The sequence below is a fragment of the Micromonospora sp. MW-13 genome (genome assembly GCF_003434305.1).
Lineage (GTDB): Bacteria > Actinomycetota > Actinomycetes > Mycobacteriales > Micromonosporaceae > Micromonospora.
In genome coordinates this window covers 25010-45744 of sequence record NZ_QKKX01000015.1, presented here as the reverse complement: position 1 = coordinate 45744, position 20735 = coordinate 25010, and the positions used below count along the sequence as shown (strand labels likewise).

21 protein-coding genes, 1 tRNA gene and 1 pseudogene are annotated in these 20735 nt (G+C 74.7%); 8 read left to right on the top strand and 15 right to left on the bottom strand.

The window, feature by feature from the left end:
* Nucleotide 1: 1 nt before the first annotated feature.
* The 3 genes from C5N14_RS10630 to C5N14_RS10620 all read right to left on the bottom strand — a co-directional run bounded on the left by C5N14_RS10630 (nt 2) and on the right by C5N14_RS10620 (nt 2210).
* Complete coding sequence (locus C5N14_RS10630) at nt 2-658, bottom strand: SAF domain-containing protein (protein WP_117667918.1); 657 nt, start codon at nt 656-658, stop codon at nt 2-4.
* The gene (locus C5N14_RS10625) at nt 655-1548 is read right to left on the bottom strand and encodes a hypothetical protein (RefSeq protein WP_371685832.1); all 894 of its coding nucleotides are present in this window, start codon (nt 1546-1548) and stop codon (nt 655-657) included. The genes C5N14_RS10630 and C5N14_RS10625 overlap by 4 nt, the downstream gene beginning before the upstream one ends.
* Nucleotides 1549-1643: 95 nt before the next feature.
* Entirely contained in the window at nt 1644-2210 is a 567-nt protein-coding gene (locus C5N14_RS10620; RefSeq protein ID WP_117667916.1) for a hypothetical protein, read from the bottom strand.
* A 599-nt stretch (nt 2211-2809) separates the two neighbouring features.
* Between C5N14_RS10620 and C5N14_RS10615 the strand changes: the two genes are divergently transcribed.
* Nucleotides 2810-3646, top strand: a complete 837-nt coding sequence (locus C5N14_RS10615; protein ID WP_243639416.1) for an A24 family peptidase — start codon at nt 2810-2812, stop codon at nt 3644-3646.
* Between the two features lie 13 nt (nt 3647-3659).
* On the opposite strand, the gene C5N14_RS10610 is transcribed toward C5N14_RS10615, so the two are convergent.
* Both C5N14_RS10610 and C5N14_RS10605 read right to left on the bottom strand, forming a co-directional pair.
* A complete protein-coding gene (locus C5N14_RS10610; RefSeq protein WP_117667914.1) occupies nt 3660-4286 on the bottom strand; it encodes a phosphatase PAP2 family protein in 627 nt (208 codons plus the stop codon).
* A 126-nt stretch (nt 4287-4412) separates the two neighbouring features.
* Nucleotides 4413-4892: a hypothetical protein gene (locus C5N14_RS10605; protein ID WP_117667913.1), complete on the bottom strand. Its 480-nt coding sequence runs from the start codon at nt 4890-4892 to the stop codon at nt 4413-4415.
* Between the two features lie 168 nt (nt 4893-5060).
* Here C5N14_RS10605 and C5N14_RS10600 point away from each other — a divergent pair, with 168 nt between their 5' ends.
* Nucleotides 5061-5912: an SAM-dependent methyltransferase gene (locus tag C5N14_RS10600; protein WP_243639414.1), complete on the top strand. Its 852-nt coding sequence runs from the start codon at nt 5061-5063 to the stop codon at nt 5910-5912.
* On the opposite strand, the gene C5N14_RS10595 is transcribed toward C5N14_RS10600, so the two are convergent.
* The 3 genes from C5N14_RS10595 to C5N14_RS10585 all read right to left on the bottom strand — a co-directional run bounded on the left by C5N14_RS10595 (nt 5913) and on the right by C5N14_RS10585 (nt 8858).
* Nucleotides 5913-6509 carry an FHA domain-containing protein gene (locus C5N14_RS10595; protein WP_117667912.1) on the bottom strand — a complete coding sequence of 199 codons (597 nt, stop codon included), beginning with the start codon at nt 6507-6509 and terminating at the stop codon, nt 5913-5915.
* 16 nt (nt 6510-6525) lie between these two features.
* Nucleotides 6526-8463, bottom strand: a complete 1938-nt coding sequence (locus tag C5N14_RS10590; RefSeq protein ID WP_117667911.1) for a protein kinase — start codon at nt 8461-8463, stop codon at nt 6526-6528.
* Between the two features lie 134 nt (nt 8464-8597).
* Nucleotides 8598-8858: a hypothetical protein gene (locus C5N14_RS10585; RefSeq protein WP_117667910.1), complete on the bottom strand. Its 261-nt coding sequence runs from the start codon at nt 8856-8858 to the stop codon at nt 8598-8600.
* A 209-nt stretch (nt 8859-9067) separates the two neighbouring features.
* Here C5N14_RS10585 and C5N14_RS10580 point away from each other — a divergent pair, with 209 nt between their 5' ends.
* The 3 genes from C5N14_RS10580 (at nt 9068) to C5N14_RS10570 (ending at nt 12661) form a co-directional block, all read left to right on the top strand.
* Nucleotides 9068-9604, top strand: a complete 537-nt coding sequence (locus C5N14_RS10580; protein ID WP_117668008.1) for a hypothetical protein — start codon at nt 9068-9070, stop codon at nt 9602-9604.
* Between the two features lie 120 nt (nt 9605-9724).
* Nucleotides 9725-10153 (top strand): hypothetical protein, encoded by a 429-nt coding sequence (locus C5N14_RS32075; protein WP_165878075.1) that lies wholly within the window; start codon nt 9725-9727, stop codon nt 10151-10153.
* A gap of 3 nt (nt 10154-10156) precedes the next feature.
* Nucleotides 10157-12661, top strand: coding sequence for a DUF4132 domain-containing protein (locus C5N14_RS10570; RefSeq protein WP_128763552.1), 2505 nt, complete (start codon nt 10157-10159; stop codon nt 12659-12661).
* Nucleotides 12662-12936: 275 nt separating this feature from the next.
* Here the strand turns inward: C5N14_RS10570 and C5N14_RS33005 are convergent.
* Together C5N14_RS33005 and C5N14_RS10560 are read right to left on the bottom strand one after the other, a co-directional pair.
* Nucleotides 12937-13074: pseudogene (locus tag C5N14_RS33005) on the bottom strand (helix-turn-helix domain-containing protein); the annotation flags it as partial.
* Nucleotides 13075-13119: 45 nt separating this feature from the next.
* Nucleotides 13120-13512 (bottom strand): hypothetical protein, encoded by a 393-nt coding sequence (locus C5N14_RS10560; protein WP_117667907.1) that lies wholly within the window; start codon nt 13510-13512, stop codon nt 13120-13122.
* Nucleotides 13513-13756: 244 nt separating this feature from the next.
* On the opposite strand from C5N14_RS10560, the gene C5N14_RS10555 reads away from it, so the two are divergent.
* Nucleotides 13757-13828: transfer RNA gene (locus C5N14_RS10555), tRNA-Lys, on the top strand.
* Between the two features lie 179 nt (nt 13829-14007).
* Here the strand turns inward: C5N14_RS10555 and C5N14_RS10550 are convergent.
* From C5N14_RS10550 to C5N14_RS10535, 4 genes are all read right to left on the bottom strand, one after another.
* The gene (locus C5N14_RS10550; protein ID WP_117667906.1) at nt 14008-14433 is read right to left on the bottom strand and encodes a hypothetical protein; all 426 of its coding nucleotides are present in this window, start codon (nt 14431-14433) and stop codon (nt 14008-14010) included.
* A gap of 290 nt (nt 14434-14723) precedes the next feature.
* On the bottom strand, nt 14724-15473 hold the full coding sequence (locus C5N14_RS10545; RefSeq protein ID WP_117667905.1) for a ZIP family metal transporter: 750 nt from the start codon (nt 15471-15473) through the stop codon (nt 14724-14726).
* A gap of 40 nt (nt 15474-15513) precedes the next feature.
* Nucleotides 15514-16707, bottom strand: coding sequence for an enhanced intracellular survival protein Eis (gene eis / locus C5N14_RS10540; RefSeq protein ID WP_117667904.1), 1194 nt, complete (start codon nt 16705-16707; stop codon nt 15514-15516).
* 88 nt (nt 16708-16795) lie between these two features.
* Nucleotides 16796-17515, bottom strand: coding sequence for a PP2C family serine/threonine-protein phosphatase (locus tag C5N14_RS10535; protein ID WP_117667903.1), 720 nt, complete (start codon nt 17513-17515; stop codon nt 16796-16798).
* A 66-nt stretch (nt 17516-17581) separates the two neighbouring features.
* Between C5N14_RS10535 and C5N14_RS10530 the strand changes: the two genes are divergently transcribed.
* The gene (locus tag C5N14_RS10530; protein WP_371685828.1) at nt 17582-18655 is read left to right on the top strand and encodes a LuxR C-terminal-related transcriptional regulator; all 1074 of its coding nucleotides are present in this window, start codon (nt 17582-17584) and stop codon (nt 18653-18655) included.
* Nucleotides 18656-18747: 92 nt separating this feature from the next.
* On the opposite strand, the gene C5N14_RS10525 is transcribed toward C5N14_RS10530, so the two are convergent.
* A complete protein-coding gene (locus C5N14_RS10525; protein ID WP_117667901.1) occupies nt 18748-19308 on the bottom strand; it encodes a helix-turn-helix domain-containing protein in 561 nt (186 codons plus the stop codon).
* 57 nt (nt 19309-19365) lie between these two features.
* Between C5N14_RS10525 and C5N14_RS10520 the strand changes: the two genes are divergently transcribed.
* Nucleotides 19366-20685 (top strand): benzoate/H(+) symporter BenE family transporter, encoded by a 1320-nt coding sequence (locus C5N14_RS10520; RefSeq protein ID WP_117667900.1) that lies wholly within the window; start codon nt 19366-19368, stop codon nt 20683-20685.
* Nucleotides 20686-20735 lie beyond the last annotated feature (50 nt).

Sequence of the window (20735 nt, the reverse complement as noted above, 5' to 3'; positions counted from 1 at the left end):
GTCAGGCCGACCCGGTCAACACGACCGCGATCCGGTCCTGGGCGGCCAGCGCCACGATGGCCGGCACGTCCCGGGCGGTGAGCGCCACGTAGACCACGACGCTGCTGCTGCTCGGCGTGGCCGTGTCGATCACGGTGGCCTCGAACCGGGTGCTGCCGGCGCTCTGCCCGTTGGCGTTGCGGTTCGGGGTGCTGACCAGCAGCACCCGGTCGCCGGGGTGCAGCCGCTTCGCCGGCACCTGGCCCGGGGAGAGGTCGAGGGAGATCTGCTGCTGGCCGGGGCCGAGCAGCGGGTCGTCGGTGAGCTGGGCGGGGGTGAGCAGGGTGCCCGGGGCCAGCGCGACGGCCGCCCGCTTGCCGACCACCTCGTTGAGCTGTCCCGCCGGCACCGGCCGCAGCCCCTGCCCGCCGGCCACCTGCACGGTGACCAGGTCGTCGGCGCTGAGCGTCCGGCCCACCTCGACCGGCCGGGCCACCGCGAGGTAGCTGCCGGTGGCCCGGACGGAGGTGACCGCGAACGCCGCGCCGAGGCCGCCGAGGGCGATCAGCAGCACCGCGAGGCCGAGCAGGCCGGGGCGGACCCGGCGCTGCCGGAGCACCTTGGGCGGGGCGATGGGGGCGTCCACCGGCCCCGTGCCGTTGCGCGTCGCCAGACTCACCGGGTCACCACCTGAAGCTCGTCGATCTCGATCTGGACCGTCCCGCTGGTCCGGGTCTGGGGGATGTCGCCGCTCTGGTCACCGCCGACCCAGTGCACGTTCCAGAAGGTGGTGGCGCTGACCCGGTACGTGCCGGCCCTGGGGTAGCCGCTGTCGTAGCCGCAGTCGGGAGAGGGCTGGCCGGCCTGCGGGCCGTCCGCCGAGTACGGGGTGCCGGGGCCGTCGCAGGTCTTCTGCTCGCCGTTGCCCAGGTCCCAGACGATCCGGTCCACGGTGGCGGTGATGGTCACCGTCAGCCCTCGGTCCGACGCCGAGGCGGTCAGCGGGCCGAAGTAGCCGGCACCCGGGCTGGCCCACATCCACACCGGCAGGCCGACCAGGCCGGGGCCCTTGTCCTTGCGCGGGGCGACCGCCGCCCGGGGCGGGAGCAGCGAGATCGAGGCGAGCGCGCGGCGGGCCAGCTCCTCCGGGTCGGGCGGGGTGCCGAAGCCGGGCGGCGGGGCGTCCAGCAGTTCGTCGCGGATACTGCCGATGTCCCCGCCGTTGCAGGTGAGCTCGTACCACTGCTTGCCCTCGGGGGCGGGTAGCTGCGGCTGCTTCAGCTTGTAGTAGCAGCCGTCGCCGTTGTTGAACCAGCCGAGGACGTCGTCGTAGCAGGGCAGGGTCCTGCCGTTCCACTGGCACTTGCCGGCCGGCCCGTCGTTGCCGCCCCCGCCGCCGCCGGGGTTTCCGCCGCCGCCCGGGGTGCCCGGGTCGTCGTCCCAGATGTTGCAGTCGTTCTGGCCGATGGGGCACTCCACCCCGCCACCCCGGGCCGCCGCCGCGACGGTGGCGGTGGGCGGGGCGACCGCGATCGCGAGCAGGAGGGCAAGGCCGGTCCCGGCGAGCAGCCGCCCGGGACGCGGGCCGGGGAGCCGGCGGCGGGCGGGCCGCGGACGCGCCGCGCCGCGCCGACCGGGGGCCGCGACCGCCCGTTCGTCCCGGGTCAGCACGGCTGGTCCTCGAAAGCCGCGCCGGAGCTGATCAGCCACCGGCCGTCCGGGTACCGGGTGGCCGTGGCGGTGGCCAGGTGCCGGCCGCCGCCCGAGCCGGGCACCACCTTCTTCGTCTTCGTGTAGACCAGCCGGTAGCCGGTGGCGTCCACGCAGTCCTGGATCTCCACGGTGGCCGGGACGCCGTCCAGGCTCACGGCGGTGACGGTGGGATCGGAAACGAGCGTTCCGGTACGCATGGCACCGTGCTCCTTCGCGTCGCGAATTGCTATTCGGACCCGGGTCAGCAATGGATCCGCCAGGAACCTGGTCAGTTCCGGGTGGAACGGATCGCTGCGCCGGTTCGCCGTCCGGGACGCCGCGAGATATCCGGAATAGGCGGTGAGTGCCGCTTGTCGGGCCGCCTGTTCCTCCGCCGCCGAACGGGTCGGGGTCGCCCTCGGTGGTGCCGCCAGGGGCTGCGCCGTAGCCTCGGGTTCCGTGCCGCAGGCAGCGACCGGGCCGGTCGCCAGGACCGCGACCAGGAAGATCGTCCATCGGCCGGGGTGCCGTGCTCGCAACGCCGCGCCTCCTAGCTGGCGACCCGGGCGGACGGCGCGCCGACCGCCACCGGGCGTGCGGCAACGCGGCCGGATGATGTCATCCGGACCCGGTTTCGTCACCGCGGTATTTGCCTGTGCTGATCTTTGAAAAGCCGTGAACCGATGTCCTCGCGTTGCCTCCGACGCTGCTTGCGGGGTTGCGTCGTCCTCAAGGGGCGAGCATAAGCTGACGCCTGCCGATGCAACAGAGGCAATTCATATGAATACTCTCAGTGATGGGTGGGTGGTGGCCGGAATGGTGCGGGCAGATGCCGGGCGTCGCGGGTCGGGGCCGTCCCCGGGTTGCGCCGTGATGGCCGTCACATCGGTTGCGAGTGTGGGGTGTGTCGTCCTTTCGGCCGGTCAGCCGGCCCGCTCCGGGAGGGTCAGTCCGAAATGTCCGCCGGTCGGGGCGTTGCCCACACCCGCCGGACGGCCCCGCCGGCCAGCCGGCGGGGCTGGGCCGCAGCGGGGCGCGGCGGTGCCGGATTCGGCGTCATCCGCTACACCAGGGCGAACCGATGGTGACTCAACGTGTCGACCCCGACCCGGCCGCTCGGCCGCCCCGGGAGCCGGGCATGCCCGCTGACCGCCCACCCCGGCCTCCGGCGGCACCCGTCGAGCCGGCCGCGCCCGTGCCGGTCGAGCCGCTGAGCACGGCAGAGCCGAAGACTGCCGCCGTGCCGCGCGGGCGGCCGTGGGTGCGCCTGGTGGCGGCCCTGGCCGTCGCCCCGGTGCTCCGCCTCGCCGTCGCCCGGTACGCCGTACCGCCCGGGGAGCCGGACCGGACGGGCTGCCCGACCTGCGGCACGCCGCTCACGCTCGACCGGCCCTGGCCGGCGCTCGGCCCGGCGGCCCGCTGCCCGGCCTGTCGGTCCCGGGTCGGCGCGCCACCCGGCACGGTCGAGGTCGCCGTGCTCGCGGCGCTGGCGGTGCTCGTGTCGGTGGGCGGGTCGCCTGGCGAGCGGGCGGCCCTGGCGTGGTGGCTCGGCTGGGCGGTGCCGTTGGTCTTCGTCGACGCGGCCGTGCACCGGCTGCCCGACCGGCTCACCTGGCCGGCGGCCGTCGGCGGCCAGGCGCTGCTCGGGTTGGCCGCGCTGGCCGTGGGGCCCGCCCCCTGGCTGCGGGCGGCGGCGGCCGGGGCCGGCCTGGCGCTCTGCTTCGCCGCCACCACCCTGGTGCTCGGGCGGCGCGGCTTCGGCCTCGGCGACGCCAAGCTGGCCCTCGGGGCGGGCGCGCTGCTCGGCTGGTACGGCTGGCCCGTCCTGGTGCTCGGGGTGCTGGTGACGTTCACGCTCTCCGCGCTGACCAGCCTGGCGCTGCTGCTGGCCCGCCGGGTCCGCTGGTCCAGCCACCTGCCGTTCGGCCCGTTCCTGGTGCTCGGCACGGTCGCCACCCTGCTCCTCGTCCGCTGACCAGACTCTTCCGTCAGCGGCCCCGGGCGGCGTCGGCCACCGGGCGGTCGGCCCGGCGCTCCCGGTGGCGCAGCACCCCCGCGACCGGTCGGGCCAGCAGCGGGGTGCCGACGGTGACCACGAGCGCGCCGAGGAGCAGGCCGGCGACCACGTCGTGCGGGTAGTGCACCCCGACGAAGGTCCGGGAGAACGCGGCGAGCACGGCCAGCGGGACCGCGTACCAGGCGAGTCGGGGGGAGAGCAGCAGGATGGCGGCGGCCAGCGCGCCGGCGATCGTCGAGTGGTTGCTCGGGAAGGACCAGTCACCCACGGGTGGGCAGTGCCCGGCGACGATCACCAGATCGGCCGGGGTGCGGCAGGGGCGCTCCTCGTCCACCAGCGTCTTGAGCAGCTCGCTGCCGCCGTACGCGAGGACGACCGCGACCGGCGCGGCCACGGCGAGCGCGAGGCTGCGCGGCCCGGCGCCCAGCCTCGGCAGGGCCGCCACCACGAACAGGAGCCCGAGCAGGATGATCGACCACTCGGTGAAGTGCGCGGCGAACCACTGCACCGCGGCGGGCGTGCCGTCCGCGAAGTCGACGATGTCGCGGTACCAGTCGACGCTGAACTGCGGGACATCCGACAAAACCCCATTAACCATGTCTCAACCTACCAAGTGTTCATGTTCCGTTCACCTGATCACACGGTAGGAGACCGAGCCGGATCCCCGCAGCGGACGAACGTCAGGTGGCCGCTGCGACCAGGGTCGGAGCCGACCCGGGGCAGCTCACCCCTGGCCGGGTGCCGGCCGGGGCACGCCGCCCGACATCCGCTCGACGACCTCCTCCAGCGCCTCGAAGGCGTACGCCCAGTTGTGGCACTTGAAGCTGCGCAGCCCATCGATGGGCGTCCGGCAGTCGGCGCAGTGCACCCCGGCGATCGCGTCCGGCACCTCCGTGTTGACGTACCTGCGGTCGCCGAGGATCACCCGGGCGATCATCGCCGGGTCGTGCACGCCGTGCAGCGCCGACGAGACGATGTCGAGCCAGGTGATCCGCCGACCGCACTTCGGGCAGTCCGGCTCGTCACCGCTGACCCACAGCGGCGCCCCGATGCTGCGCGCCGGCATCCCGAGCAGCTTCTCGACCCGGCGGACGTCGTGCTCCGGGGTCACCCAGCGATGCCGGCCGGGCAGCGAGGCCGGTGAGTCGTACACGGCGCGGAACAGCACGGGGTCGACCTCGACGGTCTCTCGCTGACGGGTCATCGCGTACCTCCTCGACCTGGCGACGCCGACCTGGCCGGCGCCGCAGCCCCACCGTCGTCGCGGACGGACGACGGACACAACCGGATCAACGACACGCGGGCTCGCTGGCGGTCGTGCGGGGTGCTAGACATTCAGGGCGCGACCAGAGCCACCCCAGTGGAGGACACCGTGACCAGCGAGCCGGCACCGACCGCACCCGACGTGGGGACGAGCGACGCCACCGGCGCCGGGGCGCCCGGAGCAGCCGGGACGGGCGCCGAGAACCGGCCGAACGTCGCCCGGATGTACGACTACTACCTGGGCGGCTGCCACAACTTCGCCGTCGACCGGGCCGCCGCCCGGCAGGTGCTGGACATCTTCCCGGACACCGGCGTCGCCGCCCAGACCAATCGCGCGTTCCTGCGCCGCGCCGTCCGGTACGCCGTCGAGCAGGGCGTGCGGCAGTTCCTCGACATCGGCGCGGGGCTGCCCACCCAGGGCAACGTGCACGAGGTCGTGCAGTCCGTGGCCCCCGACTCGCGGGTCGTCTACGTCGACTACGACGAGGTCGCCGTCGCGTACGCCCGGCGGCTGCTCGGCGACGCGGCCCGCACGGTCGTGGTCCGGGGCGACCTGCGCCGGCCGGACGAGCTGCTGGCCGATCCCGACGTGACCGCGGCGATCGACCTGACCCGCCCGGTCGCCGTGCTGCTGGTGGCGGTGCTGCACTTCGTGCCGGACGCCGATGACCCGTATGCGGCGGTCGCCCGCCTGCGCGACGCCACCGCCCCGGGCAGCCACCTGCTGCTGTCCCACCTGACGCTCGACGGCGCGCCGCCCCTGCCCGCCCAGCGGGGCCGGGAGGTCTACCAGCAGAGCACCGCCCAGCTGGTGCCCCGCACCCGCCCCGAAATCCTCCGCTTCTTCGACGGGTACGAGCTGGTCGAGCCGGGCCTGGCCTGGCTGGCCGACTGGCGGCCCGACGGCGAGCCGCGGGACGGGGTGTCGCACGGCTTCGGCGGGGTGGGCGTCCGCCGCTGATCAGGGTGACTGCTGGCCGGCCCCGCCGCGGCGCACCGCCTCGCTGGCCAGCCGCGACCGCCGCCGGTCCTCGTTGGACGTCAGGGCGAACTTGTCGTACAGCCGGGACAGGTGCTTCTTCACGGCGCTCTCCGTGATGTGCAGGGCGGTCGCGATCGCGCGTACCGAGGGCGGCTCGGGGAACGGCTGGCCACCGGAGACGTACGGGCGGCAGAGCACCGTGACCACCTCCTGCTCGCGCGGGGTCAGGGCGGGCGGCGCGGGCGGCGGCTCGACGTGCAGGGTCCGGGTGCCGGGGTGCTCCGGCGGGGCGTGGAAGAGCAGCCGGGCCGGGCCGATCTCCACCCGGTCGCCGTCCCGCAGGATCTGCGCCTGACGCACCGGGCTGCCGTTGACCGTGGTGCCGTTGGTGCTGCCCAGGTCCCGGATCGACCAGCCGGACGGGTAGCGCTCGACCAGGGCGTGCAGGCGGGAGACGAGCTTGCTGTCGATGGGCAGCTCGTTGGTCTTCGCCCGCCCGATGGTCAGCGCGTCGGCGGTCAGCGGCACCAGCCGGACGCCGCCCGGGCCGTACACCTCGAAGTACCCCTCCGCCACCCGCGCCTCCGAACGGTCAGTCGCCGCAGTACGGCTCGGTCGTCGCGCTGGTCGGCACCGCGGTCCGTACGCTCGTCACGGTGGCGGTCGCCGTGGTGCAGCCGCCGGTCACCGGGAGCGGCTCGGTCCACAGCTCGAACGGCTGCCCCGTCGCCCGCTGCCGCGCCCCGGCCGGCCCGAGCGCGCCCTTCCTCCCGGGGCGGACCGCCAGGTCGACGTCCCAGGTGCCGCCGTCGGTCGCCGCGTTGTCCCGGTACTGCTTCCACACCCAGATGTACGCCATCGTGGCCCGGCAGGCCGGCGACCAGTACTGCTTCACCGAGATCGCGCGCAGGCCGCCGGCGTACCCGTACGCCGACGTGCCCACCTGGTAGGCGTCGTCGTAGCAGCGGCCCGGGGGCGCGTCGTCCCGGCTCGCCCGGCGCGGGTGGCCGGTGCCGACCACCCGGACGGTCACCGGGTCCGCCCGCCCGGTCACGCTCAGCGCCAGCACCGGCCGGCGCGGCCCCGGCTCACGGGGGGCGAAGACCAGCCGCACCTCGCACGACCGGCCGGGGGCCAGCGGCTGGGCCGTACAACTCTCGGCGGAGACCCGGAGGTCGCCGCCGTCGATGCCGGTCGCCGCCACCCGGTTCACCCGCACCGCCCGGTCGCCCGGGTTGCGCACGGTCACCGGCTGCTCGGCGGAGTCCACGTTGACCTCCTGGTCACCGAAGGCCAGCTCCACCGGGACCTCGACCGGGTCCGGGGCCGGCAGGGCCGCCGACCAGCCGGTGGCCAGCACCGACACCAACGCGACCAGCGACCCGACGGCACGGGCCGGCGTGCGCCGGCGTACCCCGGTCGGCTGCCGGCCCTGCACGGTGGCGGTGAGGTCCAGGTCGAGGGCCGCCCGGCGGCGCGCGCTGAGCGAGAACCGGGGCCGGGGCGCAGCCTGGTCGCCGTCGGCGGCCGGGGCGTCGTCCGGCCACGGACCAGCGGCCCGCTCGTGCCCGCCGCCGGGCACGAGCGGGGTGACCGGCTGGCCGGTGCCGCGCTGCGCCTGCTGGAGATCCTCGGCGAAGGTCACCGCCGTCGGATGACGCAGCGCCGGGTCCTTCGCCATCGCCCGCTCCAGCACCACGCAGACCGCGTCGGGTACGCCGGCCGGCCGCAGGTCGGGCACCGGGTCGGCGGCGACCCGCCGGAGCAGCCGCGCCAGCGGTTCGGCGTCGGGCGGTTCCCCGCCCGGCGGCCCCTCGGCGAAGGCGGGGGTGCCCCGAATCCAGTGCAGCACCGACGACGCCAGCGCGTACACGTCCGAGGCGACCGAGGCCGGCTCGCCGCGCAGGATCTCCGGCGCGGCGTGCAACACGCTCGCGGTCACCCGGCGCCGCCCGGGGGCGGGCTCCGCCGCCCGGGGCCGGGCCAGCCCGAAGTCGGCCAGCTTCGGCTCGCCGTACCGGGAGATCAGGATGTTCTCCGGCTTCACGTCGCGGTGCAGCACGCCGGCCCGGTGCGCGGTCTCCAGCGCCCCCGCCACCGTGATCCCGCCGGACACCGCCGCCGGCCACCGCTGCGCCGCGGACTCCGCGCCGGGCCCGTCGCCCGCGCGGCCGGCGGCCAGCCGGTCGGCCAGCGAGCCACCCTCCTCGTACGCCATCAGCAGGTACGGGTTGCCGGCCGCCGTCCGCCCCGCCTGGTGCAGGGTCACGATGTGCGGGTGGTCGGAGAGCCGCCCCAGCACCCTGAGCTCGCGCTCGAAGCGGGCCCGGGACGGGCCGTGCCAGTCGGCGGCCAGCACCTTGACCGCCACCCAGCGGGAGAAGTCGGGCTGCCAGGCGCGGTAGACCACGCCGAAGCCGCCGCGGCCGATCTCCACCGCGTCCGTGCAGCCGGCCACGCCGAGGTCGAGCCCCGGGGCTCCCGCGACCTCCCCGGGGCGGTGGGGCGCCGACTGCTCTGTGTGGACCATGGAGGTCAATTATGACCGAGGGGTATGCCAGGATCGTCGTCCGCTACGGTCCGGTCACCGATCGACGGACCGTGCCGTGCACCACAGGGCGGGTAGCCGGTGGGGCCCGGTCGACGCCGGGCCCCACCCGACCGCTACGGCAGGTCCCGTGGGCAGACCGTCCGGTGCCAGGTGGAGTAGGCGGTACGGTCGCCGTACTCGAAGTTCTCCAGGCAGTGGCCGTACACGAGCATTCCGACCTGCACGGTCCTGCTGGCGTCCGAGTAGTAGATGAAGGTGATGCTCTCGTTGTCGTTGGGGTACGGCAGGGCCATGGCCGGGCTGGCCACGACCGCCGTGCTGCCGGCGACCGTCAGCAGGGTGGCCACGACGGCGTTCCGTACGAACTTCTTCAACTCAGGCACCTCTCGATCGGGCGATCTGGATGCGTGAATGATAGTCGTTCATCGATCTCCGGCCCAGGGGATGGACGCCGGCCCCGCCCCGGTCCCCCGGGAACTCGCCGACCCGGCAGACTGGGCGGATGGCGCTGGCGCACCGGGACACGGATGGCGTGACCGGGCTGCCGCCCCGGGCCACGGACAGGCAGGGTGAACCGGCTGGCATGACCGATCCAGACGACGGGACACGGCTGGCCGCGTCACTGTCCGGCCGACTCGCCTCCCTGACCTTCGTGGACCTCACCACCGAGCAGCTCACCGAGCTGCTCATCGACACGATCGCCGACTGGGGCGCGGCGCAGGGCTGGCGGGTCTACCGGCGGGCGGCCAGCGTACTGCCGCTGCCGCCGCCGATGTCCGGGCAGCGATCCGTCATCGACATCGCCTGCGCCCGGCCCGCCGCGCCGCCCGTGGTGATCGAGGTCGACCACACCGACCGACGCCGTACGGTCGAGAAGCTCCTCGCCGAGGCCGCCGCCGGGCGGGTACCGATCTGGGTCCGATGGGGGACCCGTGGCTTCGTCACCCCACCGGAACCGGTCCGGATGGTCACCGTCACGGTCACCGCGCGGCGCAGCGAGGCGGGCGTGCGGCTGCACTCCCGCCAGCCGGCGCGGCAGCTCCCGCCGCCGGAGCACCGCGCCGCGCCGGTCACCGCCGGCCCACCGGACCCCCTCTTCGACCCCACCGGCGGAAGTTGACGCGGCTGCCCGGCGGACCCCGGCCGGAACGGGCTGCCCGGTGGCTACAGCCAGCAGGCGGGCAACGGGTAGGTATGGTCGACCCGTCGGTGATCGGCTTGCGGTGGGCGGGACGGGCGCGTGTCGATGTTGCGGGTGAAGGTACGGGAGACGGCACCCGGCTCGGCCCGGCACGGCGGACACGACGTGCTGGTCGAGCTGGCGGAGGAGCGCACGACGACGCGGGAGCTGATCCGCAGGGCCGTCGAGGAGCAGGTCCGCTTGTTGGGCGACGATGCCGCGCGGCGCCGCGACATGCGCGATCGCCGGTACCTGCTGGCAGCGGAGATACGGGCGCAGGCGGCCACCGGGGCGATCCGGCTGCCGGCCGCTCCGCCCGCCCCGCCGGACGTCGCCGACGCGGTTGCCAGGGCACACCAGGCGTTCGAGCGGAACGCCTTTGTCGTCTTCGCCGGCGGACGCCAGCTCGACCGGCTCGATGAGGAGATCGTGCTGCGCCCCGGCGAGACCGTCGTCTTCCTGCGGCTGACCGCCCTGGCCGGCGGGTGAGCCATGGTTGACGTGCCCGGCATGTACGCCGACGCGGTCCGCGACGAGCGGGACGCGCTGTGGCGGCTGGTCGACCAGGCCAGGGTCCTGGCGAAGGCCGGTGACCTGGCGGGACTGCGGGATCTCGCCGGGGAGGTCCGGCGTCGGCTGGCGACCGGCGACAGTCTCGACCGGACCGGCGGGCATCTCGGCGCGAACATGGCGGACATCAGCGCCGCGCTCGACGACGTGTACGACGGGGCGTTCCCGGTCCGAGACCCGGACGACCCGGCCGAGGTGCTGGACGCGCCGTGGCCCACCGTCCGCCGTGCGGCGATGCTGGCGTCCGCCGTGGACCGGGTGGGCTGGCCGACGCCGCCGCTCGAACCGTTGGCCGAGCGGGCGATCGCCGCCAACGACGTGCGCCTGCTGCGGCTGCTGGTGCTCACCCCGCTGGGCCGCGCGGGCCGGGAGACCGTGGTACGGATCATGGACGCCCTGCACGCGGCGGGCGCGCTCGACGTCGAGGTCATCGAGAAGGCCTTCGCCGACGACGCGTACCTGGGCAGGGCCATCGGCGGGGAGCCCCGGGCGGGCGGTGCCGGGGCGTCGACGCCCGCCGGCTGCGCCCCGGTCGTCCGCGACCACTTCGACGCGCTGGCCTGGCGGCTGACCTCGCCGCCCGAGCCCGACTGGGACGAGCTGCCCGAGGTGCTGGTGCCGCGTGGCCTGCGGTTCGCGCTCCGGGCCCTGGACCGGCCGCACGATCGCCGGATGGCCGAGCGTTTCGGCCCCGCCGAGCTGACCGACGACGAGCGGTCCGCCCTGGTGGAACACCTGCGTGACCGCACCGCCGAGGAGCGGCGGTACGCCTTCGAGCTGCGGCTGCCGGCCGGTGACGCGGAGGTGCTGCTGCCGGTGCTCGGGTTGCCGGGCGCGGTGCCGTTGCTGCGACTGGTGCTGGCGACCGCCGCGACGGAGGCGGTGCGGCAGGACCGGGCCGCCATCCTGGCCGCCGTACGGCAGGCCGGTGACGACGGTGCCCGCCGGCTGCTGGAACTCTGCCCGAGCGAGGTGGTCGCCGCCGCGCTGGGCTGGAACCGGGCGGCCGTCGAGAAACGGGTCAAGCGCAACGCGCTGTCCGGCATCGCCGCGTTCGGCCTGCTGCCGCTCGCTGGCGGCGAGACCGTACTCGATCGGTATCTGGCCCTGCGCGAGGTGGCGAAGCGGGGCCCGAGGCTCGGCCCCAACCGCCGGCACAGCCACGCCGCCGCGGTCGCGGTCGCGCTCGACCACCTGGCCCAGGTGGCGGGCCTGCCCGACGCGGACCGCCTGGAGTGGGACTGCGAGGCCCGCATCGCCACCGAGGCCCCGGGCGACTGGCGCATCGCCGACTACACCGTCGGGGTACGGCTCTCCGACGCCGATCCGGTTCTCACGGTCAGCAGGGCCGGCAGGACGCTGAAGTCGGTGCCGGCCACGGTCCGCGCCGACCCGCGCTACGCCGACGTGCGCGAACACCAGGAACGGCTGCGTGAGCAGGCCCGCCGGATGCGTACCGGGATGATCGAACGGCTGGTCGCCACCGGTGGCACCCTCACCCCCGACGAGCTGCTCCGCCTGCGGCGGCTGCCGGCCGGACGGGCGATGTTGCCCGCGCTGATCTGGCAGGACCGGGCGGGCACGATCGGCCTGCTCGACCAGATCGCCCTCGACGGCCCGGTCACCGCGGCGCATCCCTTCCTGTTGTACGAGCGACGCCTGCTGGCCCACTGGCAGGCGGAGCTGGTCCGGCGGCGGATCCGGCAGCCCGTGAAGCAGGCGTTCCGCGAGTTGTACCTGTTGACCCCGGCCGAGCGCGACGCCGTCGACGTGTCGCGACGGTTCGCCGGGCACCCCGTCGACGGCAGGGTGGCCGGTCAGTTGCTGTCCGGACGCGGCTGGTCGACCCACGGCGGGTACGACGAGCACCAGGCGACCCGGCCGGTGACCGCCGAGCTCACCGCCGCGCTGGCCTGCGAACTGCACGGGTACTTCGGCGGCGGCGACGTGGTCGTCGGCGAACTACGCTTTCTCGCGGCCGGCTCGGTGGTCCCCCTGGCGGAGGTGCCACCGGTGGCGTTCTCCGAGGTCATGCGCGACCTGGACCTCGTCGTGTCGGTGGCCGGCACCGAACCGCACGGGTATGCCTCGCCGCCGCACGCGGCGAGCCGGGCTCAGCTCCTGGCCGCCCTGATCGACGATCTCGGCCTGGCCCGGGTGACCGTCGACGGCGCGTCGGCTGTGGTCCGTGGCTCCCGGGCGACCTACCGGGTGCACCTCAACAGCGGCAGCATCCACGTCGAGCCCGGGGGCTACCTGTGCGTGGTGCCGGCCTCGTTCGGCGACACCGCCCATCGCAGCCTGTTCCTGCCGTTCGCCGACGAGGACCGGATGACCAGCGTCATCCTCAGCAAGGTGCTGCTCCTCAACGAGGACGAGAAGATCACTGATCCGGCGATCCTGGCCCAGCTCGACGTGCCGGCGTGAGCTGATCCCGGACGGCGGGCCGCCAGCCGGGCGAGCTTGGCCTCGGTGAGCGGGCGGTCGACCTTCTCCTGGTAGAACGTGGCCGGCCCGGGTCGACGGCGATCGCGGCGTACAGGGCGTGGAGCAGGGCCGACAGCGCCGGGTCGCAGAAACTCGACGGCGGTGGCCCGCAACACCGTCGTCAGGTCGGCCTCCAGGTCGCCGGTGTCGGGCAGGATGATGGCGCCGGCCTCGTCCTCGCTCAGCGCGCGTACCGCGTCGGGCACCACCGCGCCCTTCGACGGCCACCAGCGGTAGGTCGTCTGCTTGCCGACGCCGGCCCGGCGCGCGATCGCCTCGATCGACGTTCGGGGATACCCGAGCTCGGCGACAAGGTCGCGCGCTGCGGCCAGGATCGCCTGAGGCTGCCGCACCGCAGAGGCCGCCCAAGCTGGCGCGCGCGTCGTGCAACCCGACGGTCAGCGGCGCACCGATCGAAGCGCGCTCCGCACCGCCGCCCGCGGATCCTCCGTGCGCAGCAGGGCTTCCCCCGGCATCAGCAAGGCCACTTCCACCGGCTCCGAGCGCGCACGTGCGGCCAGATCGGCGCGTTCCCACAGCAGGACGACCTCCAGCAGTAGCCGGAACACGGTGGCGTCCGGCTCCTGGGTCGGACGCCAGAGCCACTTGTTCAGGCGCACCTGGGCGAACTCGGCGAACATGCCGCCCAGTTCGCTCTCGGCGCGCCGCGGGAAGGCGTCGTCGAGGATGGCCGTGAACGAGTATGCGAGAAACTCTGTAGCGAGCTCCACCCGATCGGTCGCGAGCAGTGCGGCGAGTGCGGATGCCGAGTCTTGCGCTTTGCGGGCCATGGCCCGAACTATCGTGCATCCCGGTGACCGGCCGGTTGTCGTGGGGTGACGGATGCTCGTCGTTCTCAGCCGGCCGTTCGTTCAGTCGCTTCTGTCCGGATCGTCTCCGGCACGGCGTGACCATCCGCCTGCGCCTGCCCAGCCGCTGCCACACCGTGGCCTCCGCCATCCGCACCGGCCTGACCCGACAGCGGAAACACTCCCGCCCTCTCCCAGGTGCAGGGTTCCGGTAGCCTGGTACGGCGGGCCGTTAGCTCAATGGCAGAGCTGAGGACTTTTAATCCTTAGGTTCTGGGTTCGAGTCCCAGGCGGCCCACAGCTTCTAGCTCCTGACCAGAAAATATAGCGTTCCATCTATGTTTTGACGCATTCGTGTTGGTTGCTCCAGTGACGGTGCGTCGGATGCGGCCGGGCTCCAGCGGGCGACCACATGTGGTGGTTGTAGCGGATCTTGCCGAGTCCGTTCCTGCACTGGACTCAAGCCTTCGAAGGAGCTCAGGACCTCAGCACCAGCACAACTCCGACGACGACGGTGAGGGCGGCGGAGGATGCGCCCCGAGCGGTCACTGACCAGCCGGTGACCTCCGCCCAGCCGGCGGCCACCTCGATGCCGAACCAGACAGCGATGGCCGCGACCCCGACGACGAACCCGGCGGCAAGACCGATCAGCTCACCTCGTCCGGGCCGCGCGATCCCAATGTCGTGCCACGGACGCCGATCGAGATACCGGCGGAAGAGATACGTGACGAGCATCGTGGTGACGAACACGGCAAGCGTCGCCAGGACCACAATCGACGTCGCGGCGCCGGAACCGACGATCCCGAAGGTCACCACCGCCGCAGCGGCGAGGACCGTCACCACGTAGACAACGAGCCGGAGGGGAAGAAGGAGCCGGCGCTCCGAGTCGAGTAACAGCCGCATGCGGTAGACGCTAGGAAGCCGGGCCGACGAGCAGTACCCGGCTGCCCCCAGACCTCGTTACGGACAACCTCAAGGGACGTGAGGTTGCCCCGGTAGCTCGGGGTGATGATGTGCCCCCGGATCCGGTGGAGCCGGCAGTGTATTCCGGCTTCCGTGCTGGCCGGGGTCCGCACCGTGATCGACTCCAGATGCGGTACATCGGGGCATCCCAAGACAGGGAGGCCGCAGTGTGCCGTACCCGGAGTTGATCAAGCGGGCCCGGGGCGAATCCGCCGGGTCCGGCACCCGGATCAGGCGTGGGACAGGGCGAAGGCCACCAGGAAGCCCAGCACCGTGATCATGCCGACCAGCAGGTGGGCGTCCTCGAACGCCTCGGGAACCATGGTGTCGGTGATCATGGCGAGGATCGCGCCGGCCGCCAGCGCGGTGATCGAGGCGAGCACCTCCGGCGGCGCACCACCCAGCAGGGTGTGCCCGGCCAGCGCCGCGAGGCCGCTCACCAGGGCGATCCCGGCCCACAGGAGGAAGACGTACCGGCGGGTGCGGCCGGCCCGACGCATCCCCGCCGCGCTGGACAGCCCCTCCGGGACGTTGCTGAGGAACACCGCGATCACCGTGACCACGCTGACCGCGCCGCCGGTGAGCAGACTCGCGCCGATCACCACCGACTCGGGGATGCCGTCGAGCAGCGCCCCCACCGCGATCGCCGAGCCGGACCCCGGCTGCTCCCCCTCCGAGGGCTGCCGGTCGCCGGAGCGCTTGCGGTGCCGCGCGCCGCGCCGGGCCAGCAGGACGTTCGCCCCGGTGTACGCCAGCGCACCGACCGCCGCCCCGAACGCCGTCGGCAGCAGCCCGCCCTGCTCGTGCGCCTCGGCGACCAGCTCGAAGGAGACCGCGGAGAGCAGCACCCCCGCCCCGAAGGCCATGACGGACGCGATGACCCGTCGCGGGACCGGCAGGAACCAGCCCAGCGCCGCCCCGACCAGCAGGGCCGACCCGGCCAGCAGACCCCAGCCGCCCGCCTGCAACCACTCCGGCATCCGTGGGACGGTACCCGGCCACCGGGCGGCGAAAACAGGGTCAGAAGTCCGCGTACAGGTAGGGCAGCCGGCGGGGGAAGAGGCGACGCAGCTCGGCGGCGGCGTCGGCCGGCACCTGGCCGAGGCCGCGGACGTCCACCTCCGCCGGGTCCAGCACCCCGTACACCAGGGCGGAGAGCCCGGCCGCGGTGAGCGTCGCGGTCGGCGTGGTGCCGGTGGCGGCGTCGGACACCAACTCAAGCCGGCCGGTGGTCCCGTCCAGCAGGTGGCTGCCGCCCAGCCAGCGGTCCCCGGTCAGCGCGACCCGGGCCCGGCCGGGCCCGGCGGGGAGGCCGGCCAGCGCGTCCAGCGAGAGCAGCCGGGCCATCGGCGCCGCCGACCCGGGCCGGGCGACCCGGGCCTCGACGTGCACCGCCAGGTCGGTGAGCCACAGCTCGGGCAGTTCGTCGGCGGCCACCCGCAGCCGCACCCGGCCGACCTGGTCGACGTGCCGGGCCAGGAACGCCAGGATCAGCGCCCGGGCGTACGGGTCGGCGACCAGCAGGTCGTCGCCGGTCAGCTCGCCGCCGTGGTCGTCGATCCGGTACGTCAGCACGCCGACCGTCGCGCCGTCGACCCGGGCGGTGACCAGCCAGCGGTCGTCGTCGTCGCGCAGCCACGCCGCCCGGGTGTCGGGGAAGAGCGCGAAGCCGTGCCGCTCGGCCAGCAAGCGCTCGGTGAAGGCGCGGTGACCGGCGTATCCGGTGCCGGTCCGCTCCCAGCTCAGCTCGCCGGGCAGGTCGGCGCGGAGCAGCGGGGCGAGGTCGGCCGGCGTGAAGGTGACCGTGCGGGCCCGGGGCAGCCCGACGTAGCCGAACCGCTCGTAGAACGAGGCGCGGAACGGGTACAACGCGCTCACCAGGTGCCCCTCGTCGCGCATCTCGTCGAGCAGTTGGTGCAGCAGGGCCCGGACGTGCCCGCGCCGGCGGGCCAGCGGATGGGTGGCCACCCCGGCGACGCCGGCCATCGGCAGCACCGCCCCGCGCAGGTTCTGTCGCATCGGGATGGCGGAGACCACGGCGAGGGTCTCGCCGCCCTCCTCGACGACCAGGGTGCGGTTGGCCTCGCCGTACGGCAGATAGCGGCCGAACGCCTCGGCCCGCTCGGGTCGCTTCGGTGACGCCTCGAAGGCATACGCCTGGAGCGGGAACGAGGTGGTCAGGCGCTCGGAGTTGGTCACCCGCCGGATGCTCATCCCCCATCCCAACCCGCCCCGCCGGCCCGGCGCAACCACATTCGCCGGGCTGGCTGGCCGCCCCGCTCCCGCGCGCAGGGTCAGCCGGTCAGGCCGCGGTGACGTCGGAGACGACGACGGTGACGTTGTCCGGGGCGCCCGCCTGGTGGGCGAGCTTCACGAGCTGCTCGCCGCACTGCTGGCGGTCGCCGTACATGGCCAGGGCGGCGGCGATCGACGTGTCGTCCACGTAGTCCGACAGGCCGTCGCTGCACAGCAGCAGCCGGTCGCCGGCGAAGACGGTGAGCGTGCCGACCGCCGGGGGAGCGTCCACGCCCTGCACGGCCCGGGTCACCAGCGACCGCTGCGGGTGGTGCCGGGCCTGCTCCGGGGAGAGCGCACCCTGGTCGACCAGCGACTGGACGAAGGTGTCGTCCCGGGTGAGCTGGGCCAGCTCGTTGTTCCGCAGCAGGTAGCAGCGGGAGTCCCCGACCTGGGCGAGGACCAGGACGTCCCCGGCGAGCAGGCCGGCCGTGAGGGTGGTGCCCATGCCCTCGCGGGCCGGGTCGACGGAGATGGCGGCCCGGATGCGCCGGTTGGCGGTGCTCACCACGGACCGCAGCGCGTCGGCGGCCCCCTCGGTGGTGGTCGGCGGGTTCAGCTCGTCGAGGATCCGGATGACGATCTCGCTCGCCACCTCACCGGCGGGCAGGCCGCCCATGCCGTCGGCGACCGCGACCAGACGGTCACCGGCGAGGGCGGAATCCTCGTTGTTGGTCCGGACCAGGCCGACGTCGTTGAGGATGGCCGAGCGGAGGATCAGCGTCATACGACAAGCTTGCCAAGAAGACCCTCCCGTCGTCTCTACGCACTACTGCGTAGGGTGAAAAGAATGATGCCGGTCTCCATGGTCGGACGCGCCGGTGAGCTTGCCGAGCTCGACCGGGCGTGGTCCACGCTGGCGCTCCGTGGCCGGCCCGGCCCCGCCGTCGCGGTGCTCACCGGCGCGGCGGGCGTCGGCAAGAGCCTGCTGGTGGCGGCGGCCCTGGACGGCTTCGCCCCGCGTCCGGCGGTGGTGCTCAGCGGGGCCGCGCGGGTGCACAGCCCGGCGCCGTACGACTGGCTCGCCGCGGTCCTCAGCGGGCGGGACACCAGCCGGCTCGACCTGCCGCCCGACGCGCTCGCCTGGCTCGCCCAGCAGCCCACCGCCCCACGCGAACGGTACGCGCCGGGCACGCTGTTGCGGCTGGCCGTGCGCACGGTCCGGCTGCTGGTCGGCGCCGGCCCGGCGGTGCTGGTGGTGGAGGACCTGCACGCCCTCGACCCGGCCAGCCTGAACCTGGTCGGCGAGCTGGCCACCGCGCCCGACCTGCCGGCGCTGCTGCTGGTGGCGAGCCGGCCCGCGGCGGACGCGGTCGCGCCGGACCTCGCCGCCCGCGCCCTGTCCCGGTTCTGCGGGGTACGCGGCGCAGTCCGCCAGCACCTCGGCCCGCTCGGCCCGGCCGAGGTCGCCGAGGTGCTGACCCAGGTGTACGAGGGGACGCACCCGTCCCGCCGGCTGGCGACCGCGGTGTGGCGGCGCACCGGCGGCAACCCGTACGTGCTGACCGAACTGCTCGCCGCGCACTCCGGCCAGGGGCCGGACGCCCTGCTGCGCCGGCCGCTGCCGGAGCACCCACGCACCCCCGCGCCGCGCGCCGTGCCCCCGCCCGACGCGGCGTACCCGACTGCTGCCCTGTTCCCGGCCGACCTGCTTCCGCCCGACGCCGAGCTGACCGGTCGGGAGGTCGAGGTGCTCGCCTGCCTGGTCGCGGGCATGTCCAACAAGCAGGCCGCCCGGGTGCTCGGCATCTCGGTTCGGACAGTGACCGTGCATGTGTCCAACCTGCTCCGCAAGACCGGGTCGGCGTCGCGTACCGAGGCCGCGCTCTGGGCCGTCCAGCACCGGCTCCCGGCCCGACCGGGCTGACCGCTGCCCGGCCCGGCCGCTGCCCTGGCCCGGCCGCGGCGAGGCGGCGGAGTGGCGGGGGTGCGGGGGGCGCGGGGCGGCGGGGTTGGCGGTCAGTGGCGGGGGTAGCGCAGTAGGAGGCTCGCCCACACCTCCTCGTCGCCGACCGCCGCGTAGCTGTGCGGCACGTCCGAGGTCCAGCGCAGGTGGCCGCCAGCCGTCGCCGTCAGCGGGGCGTCCGCCGGCCCGGCGCGGAGCACCCCGGCGAAGACGGTGACGTGCTCCGTGACCCCCGGCTGGTGCGCGGGCGAGAGCTGGCCGGGCCCGGGGGCGACGCGCATCCGGTACAGCTCGTACGTCGCGTCGGCCTCGGTGAAGACCTCCAGCAGGGTGGCGCTCACCGCCGCGCCGCGGACCGTCGGGGTCGCGGCCGGCCCGGAGAGCACGGCGGTCAGCGGTACCCCGAGCTGGGCGGTGATCGCGTAGAGCGTCTCCAGTGTGGGGTTGCGGGTGCCGTTCTCCAGGCCGGAGAGGGTGGCCTTCCCGACCCCGGCCAACCGGGCCAGGGTGGACAGCGACATCCCCCGCTCCTCGCGCAGGGCGCGTACCCGGCAGCCGACCGTGCCGGTGCCCGGATCGGCGGCCCGTCCCCGGGTTGATGCTGGCAGCTCCATCCGGCTATCGTGCTACACGCTTCCGTTCCGTAAACGGAACGGGCGAGGGGGGAAGACGTGGCCGGCCTGCTGCAACCGGTGCTCGCCGGGCTGGTGACCGCGCTCGTGGGCTTCGCCAGCTCGTTCACCGTGGTGCTCGCCGGGCTGCGCGCCGTCGGCGCCGACGAGAGCCAGGCCGCCTCGGGGCTGCTCGCGGTCAGCGTCGCGTCCGGTGTCTGCGCGGTGTGGCTGGGGCTGCGGCACCGGCTGCCGATGGCGATCGCCTGGTCCACCCCCGGCGCGGCGCTGCTGGCGGCCACCGGTCCGGTCCCCGGCGGCTGGCCGGCGGCGGTCGGCGCGTTCGTCGTGTGCGGGGTGTTGATCGTCGCTGCCGGGCTCTTTCCGGCGCTGGGCCGGGCGGTGGCCGCCATCCCCGGCCCGATCGCCAGCGCGATGCTGGCCGGGGTGCTCCTGCCGCTGTGCACCGCGCCGGTCCGCGCCCTGGTCGAGGTCCCGGCGCTGGCCGCGCCGGTGGTCGTCACCTGGCTGGTCCTGCACCGGTTCGCCCGCCGCTGGGCGGTGCCCGCCGCGCTGGTGGTGGCCGCAGTCGCCATCGCGCTGACCACCCCAGGCGGGATCGGCGCACACGGCCTCAAGCCGGTGTTCACCCTCACCGCGCCCGAGTGGACGGTCCCGGCGGTGGTCGGGCTGGCGCTCCCGCTCTTCCTGGTCACCATGGCCGCGCAGAACGTCCCCGGGATGGCGGTGCTGCGCGGCTACGGCTACCGGCCGCCGCTCGGCGCTGCGCTACGCGTCACCGGCCTGGCCAGCGCCCTCGGCGCCCCGGTCGGCGGGCACGCGGTCAACCTGGCCGCGATCACCGCCGCGCTGGCCGCCGGCCCGGACGCCCATCCGGACCCGGAGCGCCGCTGGGTCGCCTCGGTCACCGCCGGGGTGGGGATGGCCCTGCTCGGCCTCGGCGCGGGCGTCGCCACCGCTCTGGTGCTGCTCTCCCCGCCAGTGCTGATCGAGGCGGTGGCCGGGCTCGCGCTGCTCGCCGCGCTGGCCGGTGCGGTGTCGGCGGCGGTCGCCGACCCGCAGGCGCGGGAGGCCGCCGTGGTGACCTTCGTGGTCACCGCCTCCGGGGTGAGCCTGCTCGGCGTCGGCGGCGCGTTCTGGGGGCTGCTCGCCGGCTGGCTGATGCTGCTCCTCTTCCGCCGCCACTCGGCTCCGCCCGCTTCGGCCACTCCGGCTCCGTCTGTCTCGGCCGCTCCGGCTCCGCCCGCCTCGGCCACTCCGGCTCCGCCCGTCTCGGTCCAGCCCGGCCCGCCGGTCGGGCCAGTCCCGCCGGTCGCCCCGGCCGGCTTCGCCCCGACGGCGGGGCAGGCAGGCGAATAGATCAACTCCATGTCGGTGACACGGGGGCATCCCGGCGTCGGGTCACCGCC

Coding starts and splice junctions, on each gene's coding strand:
- C5N14_RS10530 (WP_371685828.1), top strand. CDS start 17,582: ATGCCGGTCTCCATGGTCGGACGCGCCGGTGAGCTTGCCGAGCTCGAC.
- C5N14_RS10535 (WP_117667903.1), bottom strand. CDS start 17,515: ATGACGCTGATCCTCCGCTCGGCCATCCTCAACGACGTCGGCCTGGTC.
- C5N14_RS10550 (WP_117667906.1), bottom strand. CDS start 14,433: ATGCGGCTGTTACTCGACTCGGAGCGCCGGCTCCTTCTTCCCCTCCGG.
- C5N14_RS10590 (WP_117667911.1), bottom strand. CDS start 8,463: ATGGTCCACACAGAGCAGTCGGCGCCCCACCGCCCCGGGGAGGTCGCG.
- eis (WP_117667904.1), bottom strand. CDS start 16,707: ATGAGCATCCGGCGGGTGACCAACTCCGAGCGCCTGACCACCTCGTTC.
- C5N14_RS10605 (WP_117667913.1), bottom strand. CDS start 4,892: ATGACCCGTCAGCGAGAGACCGTCGAGGTCGACCCCGTGCTGTTCCGC.
- C5N14_RS10610 (WP_117667914.1), bottom strand. CDS start 4,286: ATGGTTAATGGGGTTTTGTCGGATGTCCCGCAGTTCAGCGTCGACTGG.
- C5N14_RS10560 (WP_117667907.1), bottom strand. CDS start 13,512: ATGGCCCGCAAAGCGCAAGACTCGGCATCCGCACTCGCCGCACTGCTC.
- C5N14_RS10570 (WP_128763552.1), top strand. CDS start 10,157: ATGGTTGACGTGCCCGGCATGTACGCCGACGCGGTCCGCGACGAGCGG.
- C5N14_RS10580 (WP_117668008.1), top strand. CDS start 9,068: ATGACCGATCCAGACGACGGGACACGGCTGGCCGCGTCACTGTCCGGC.
- C5N14_RS10525 (WP_117667901.1), bottom strand. CDS start 19,308: ATGGAGCTGCCAGCATCAACCCGGGGACGGGCCGCCGATCCGGGCACC.
- C5N14_RS10615 (WP_243639416.1), top strand. CDS start 2,810: ATGCCCGCTGACCGCCCACCCCGGCCTCCGGCGGCACCCGTCGAGCCG.
- C5N14_RS10545 (WP_117667905.1), bottom strand. CDS start 15,473: ATGCCGGAGTGGTTGCAGGCGGGCGGCTGGGGTCTGCTGGCCGGGTCG.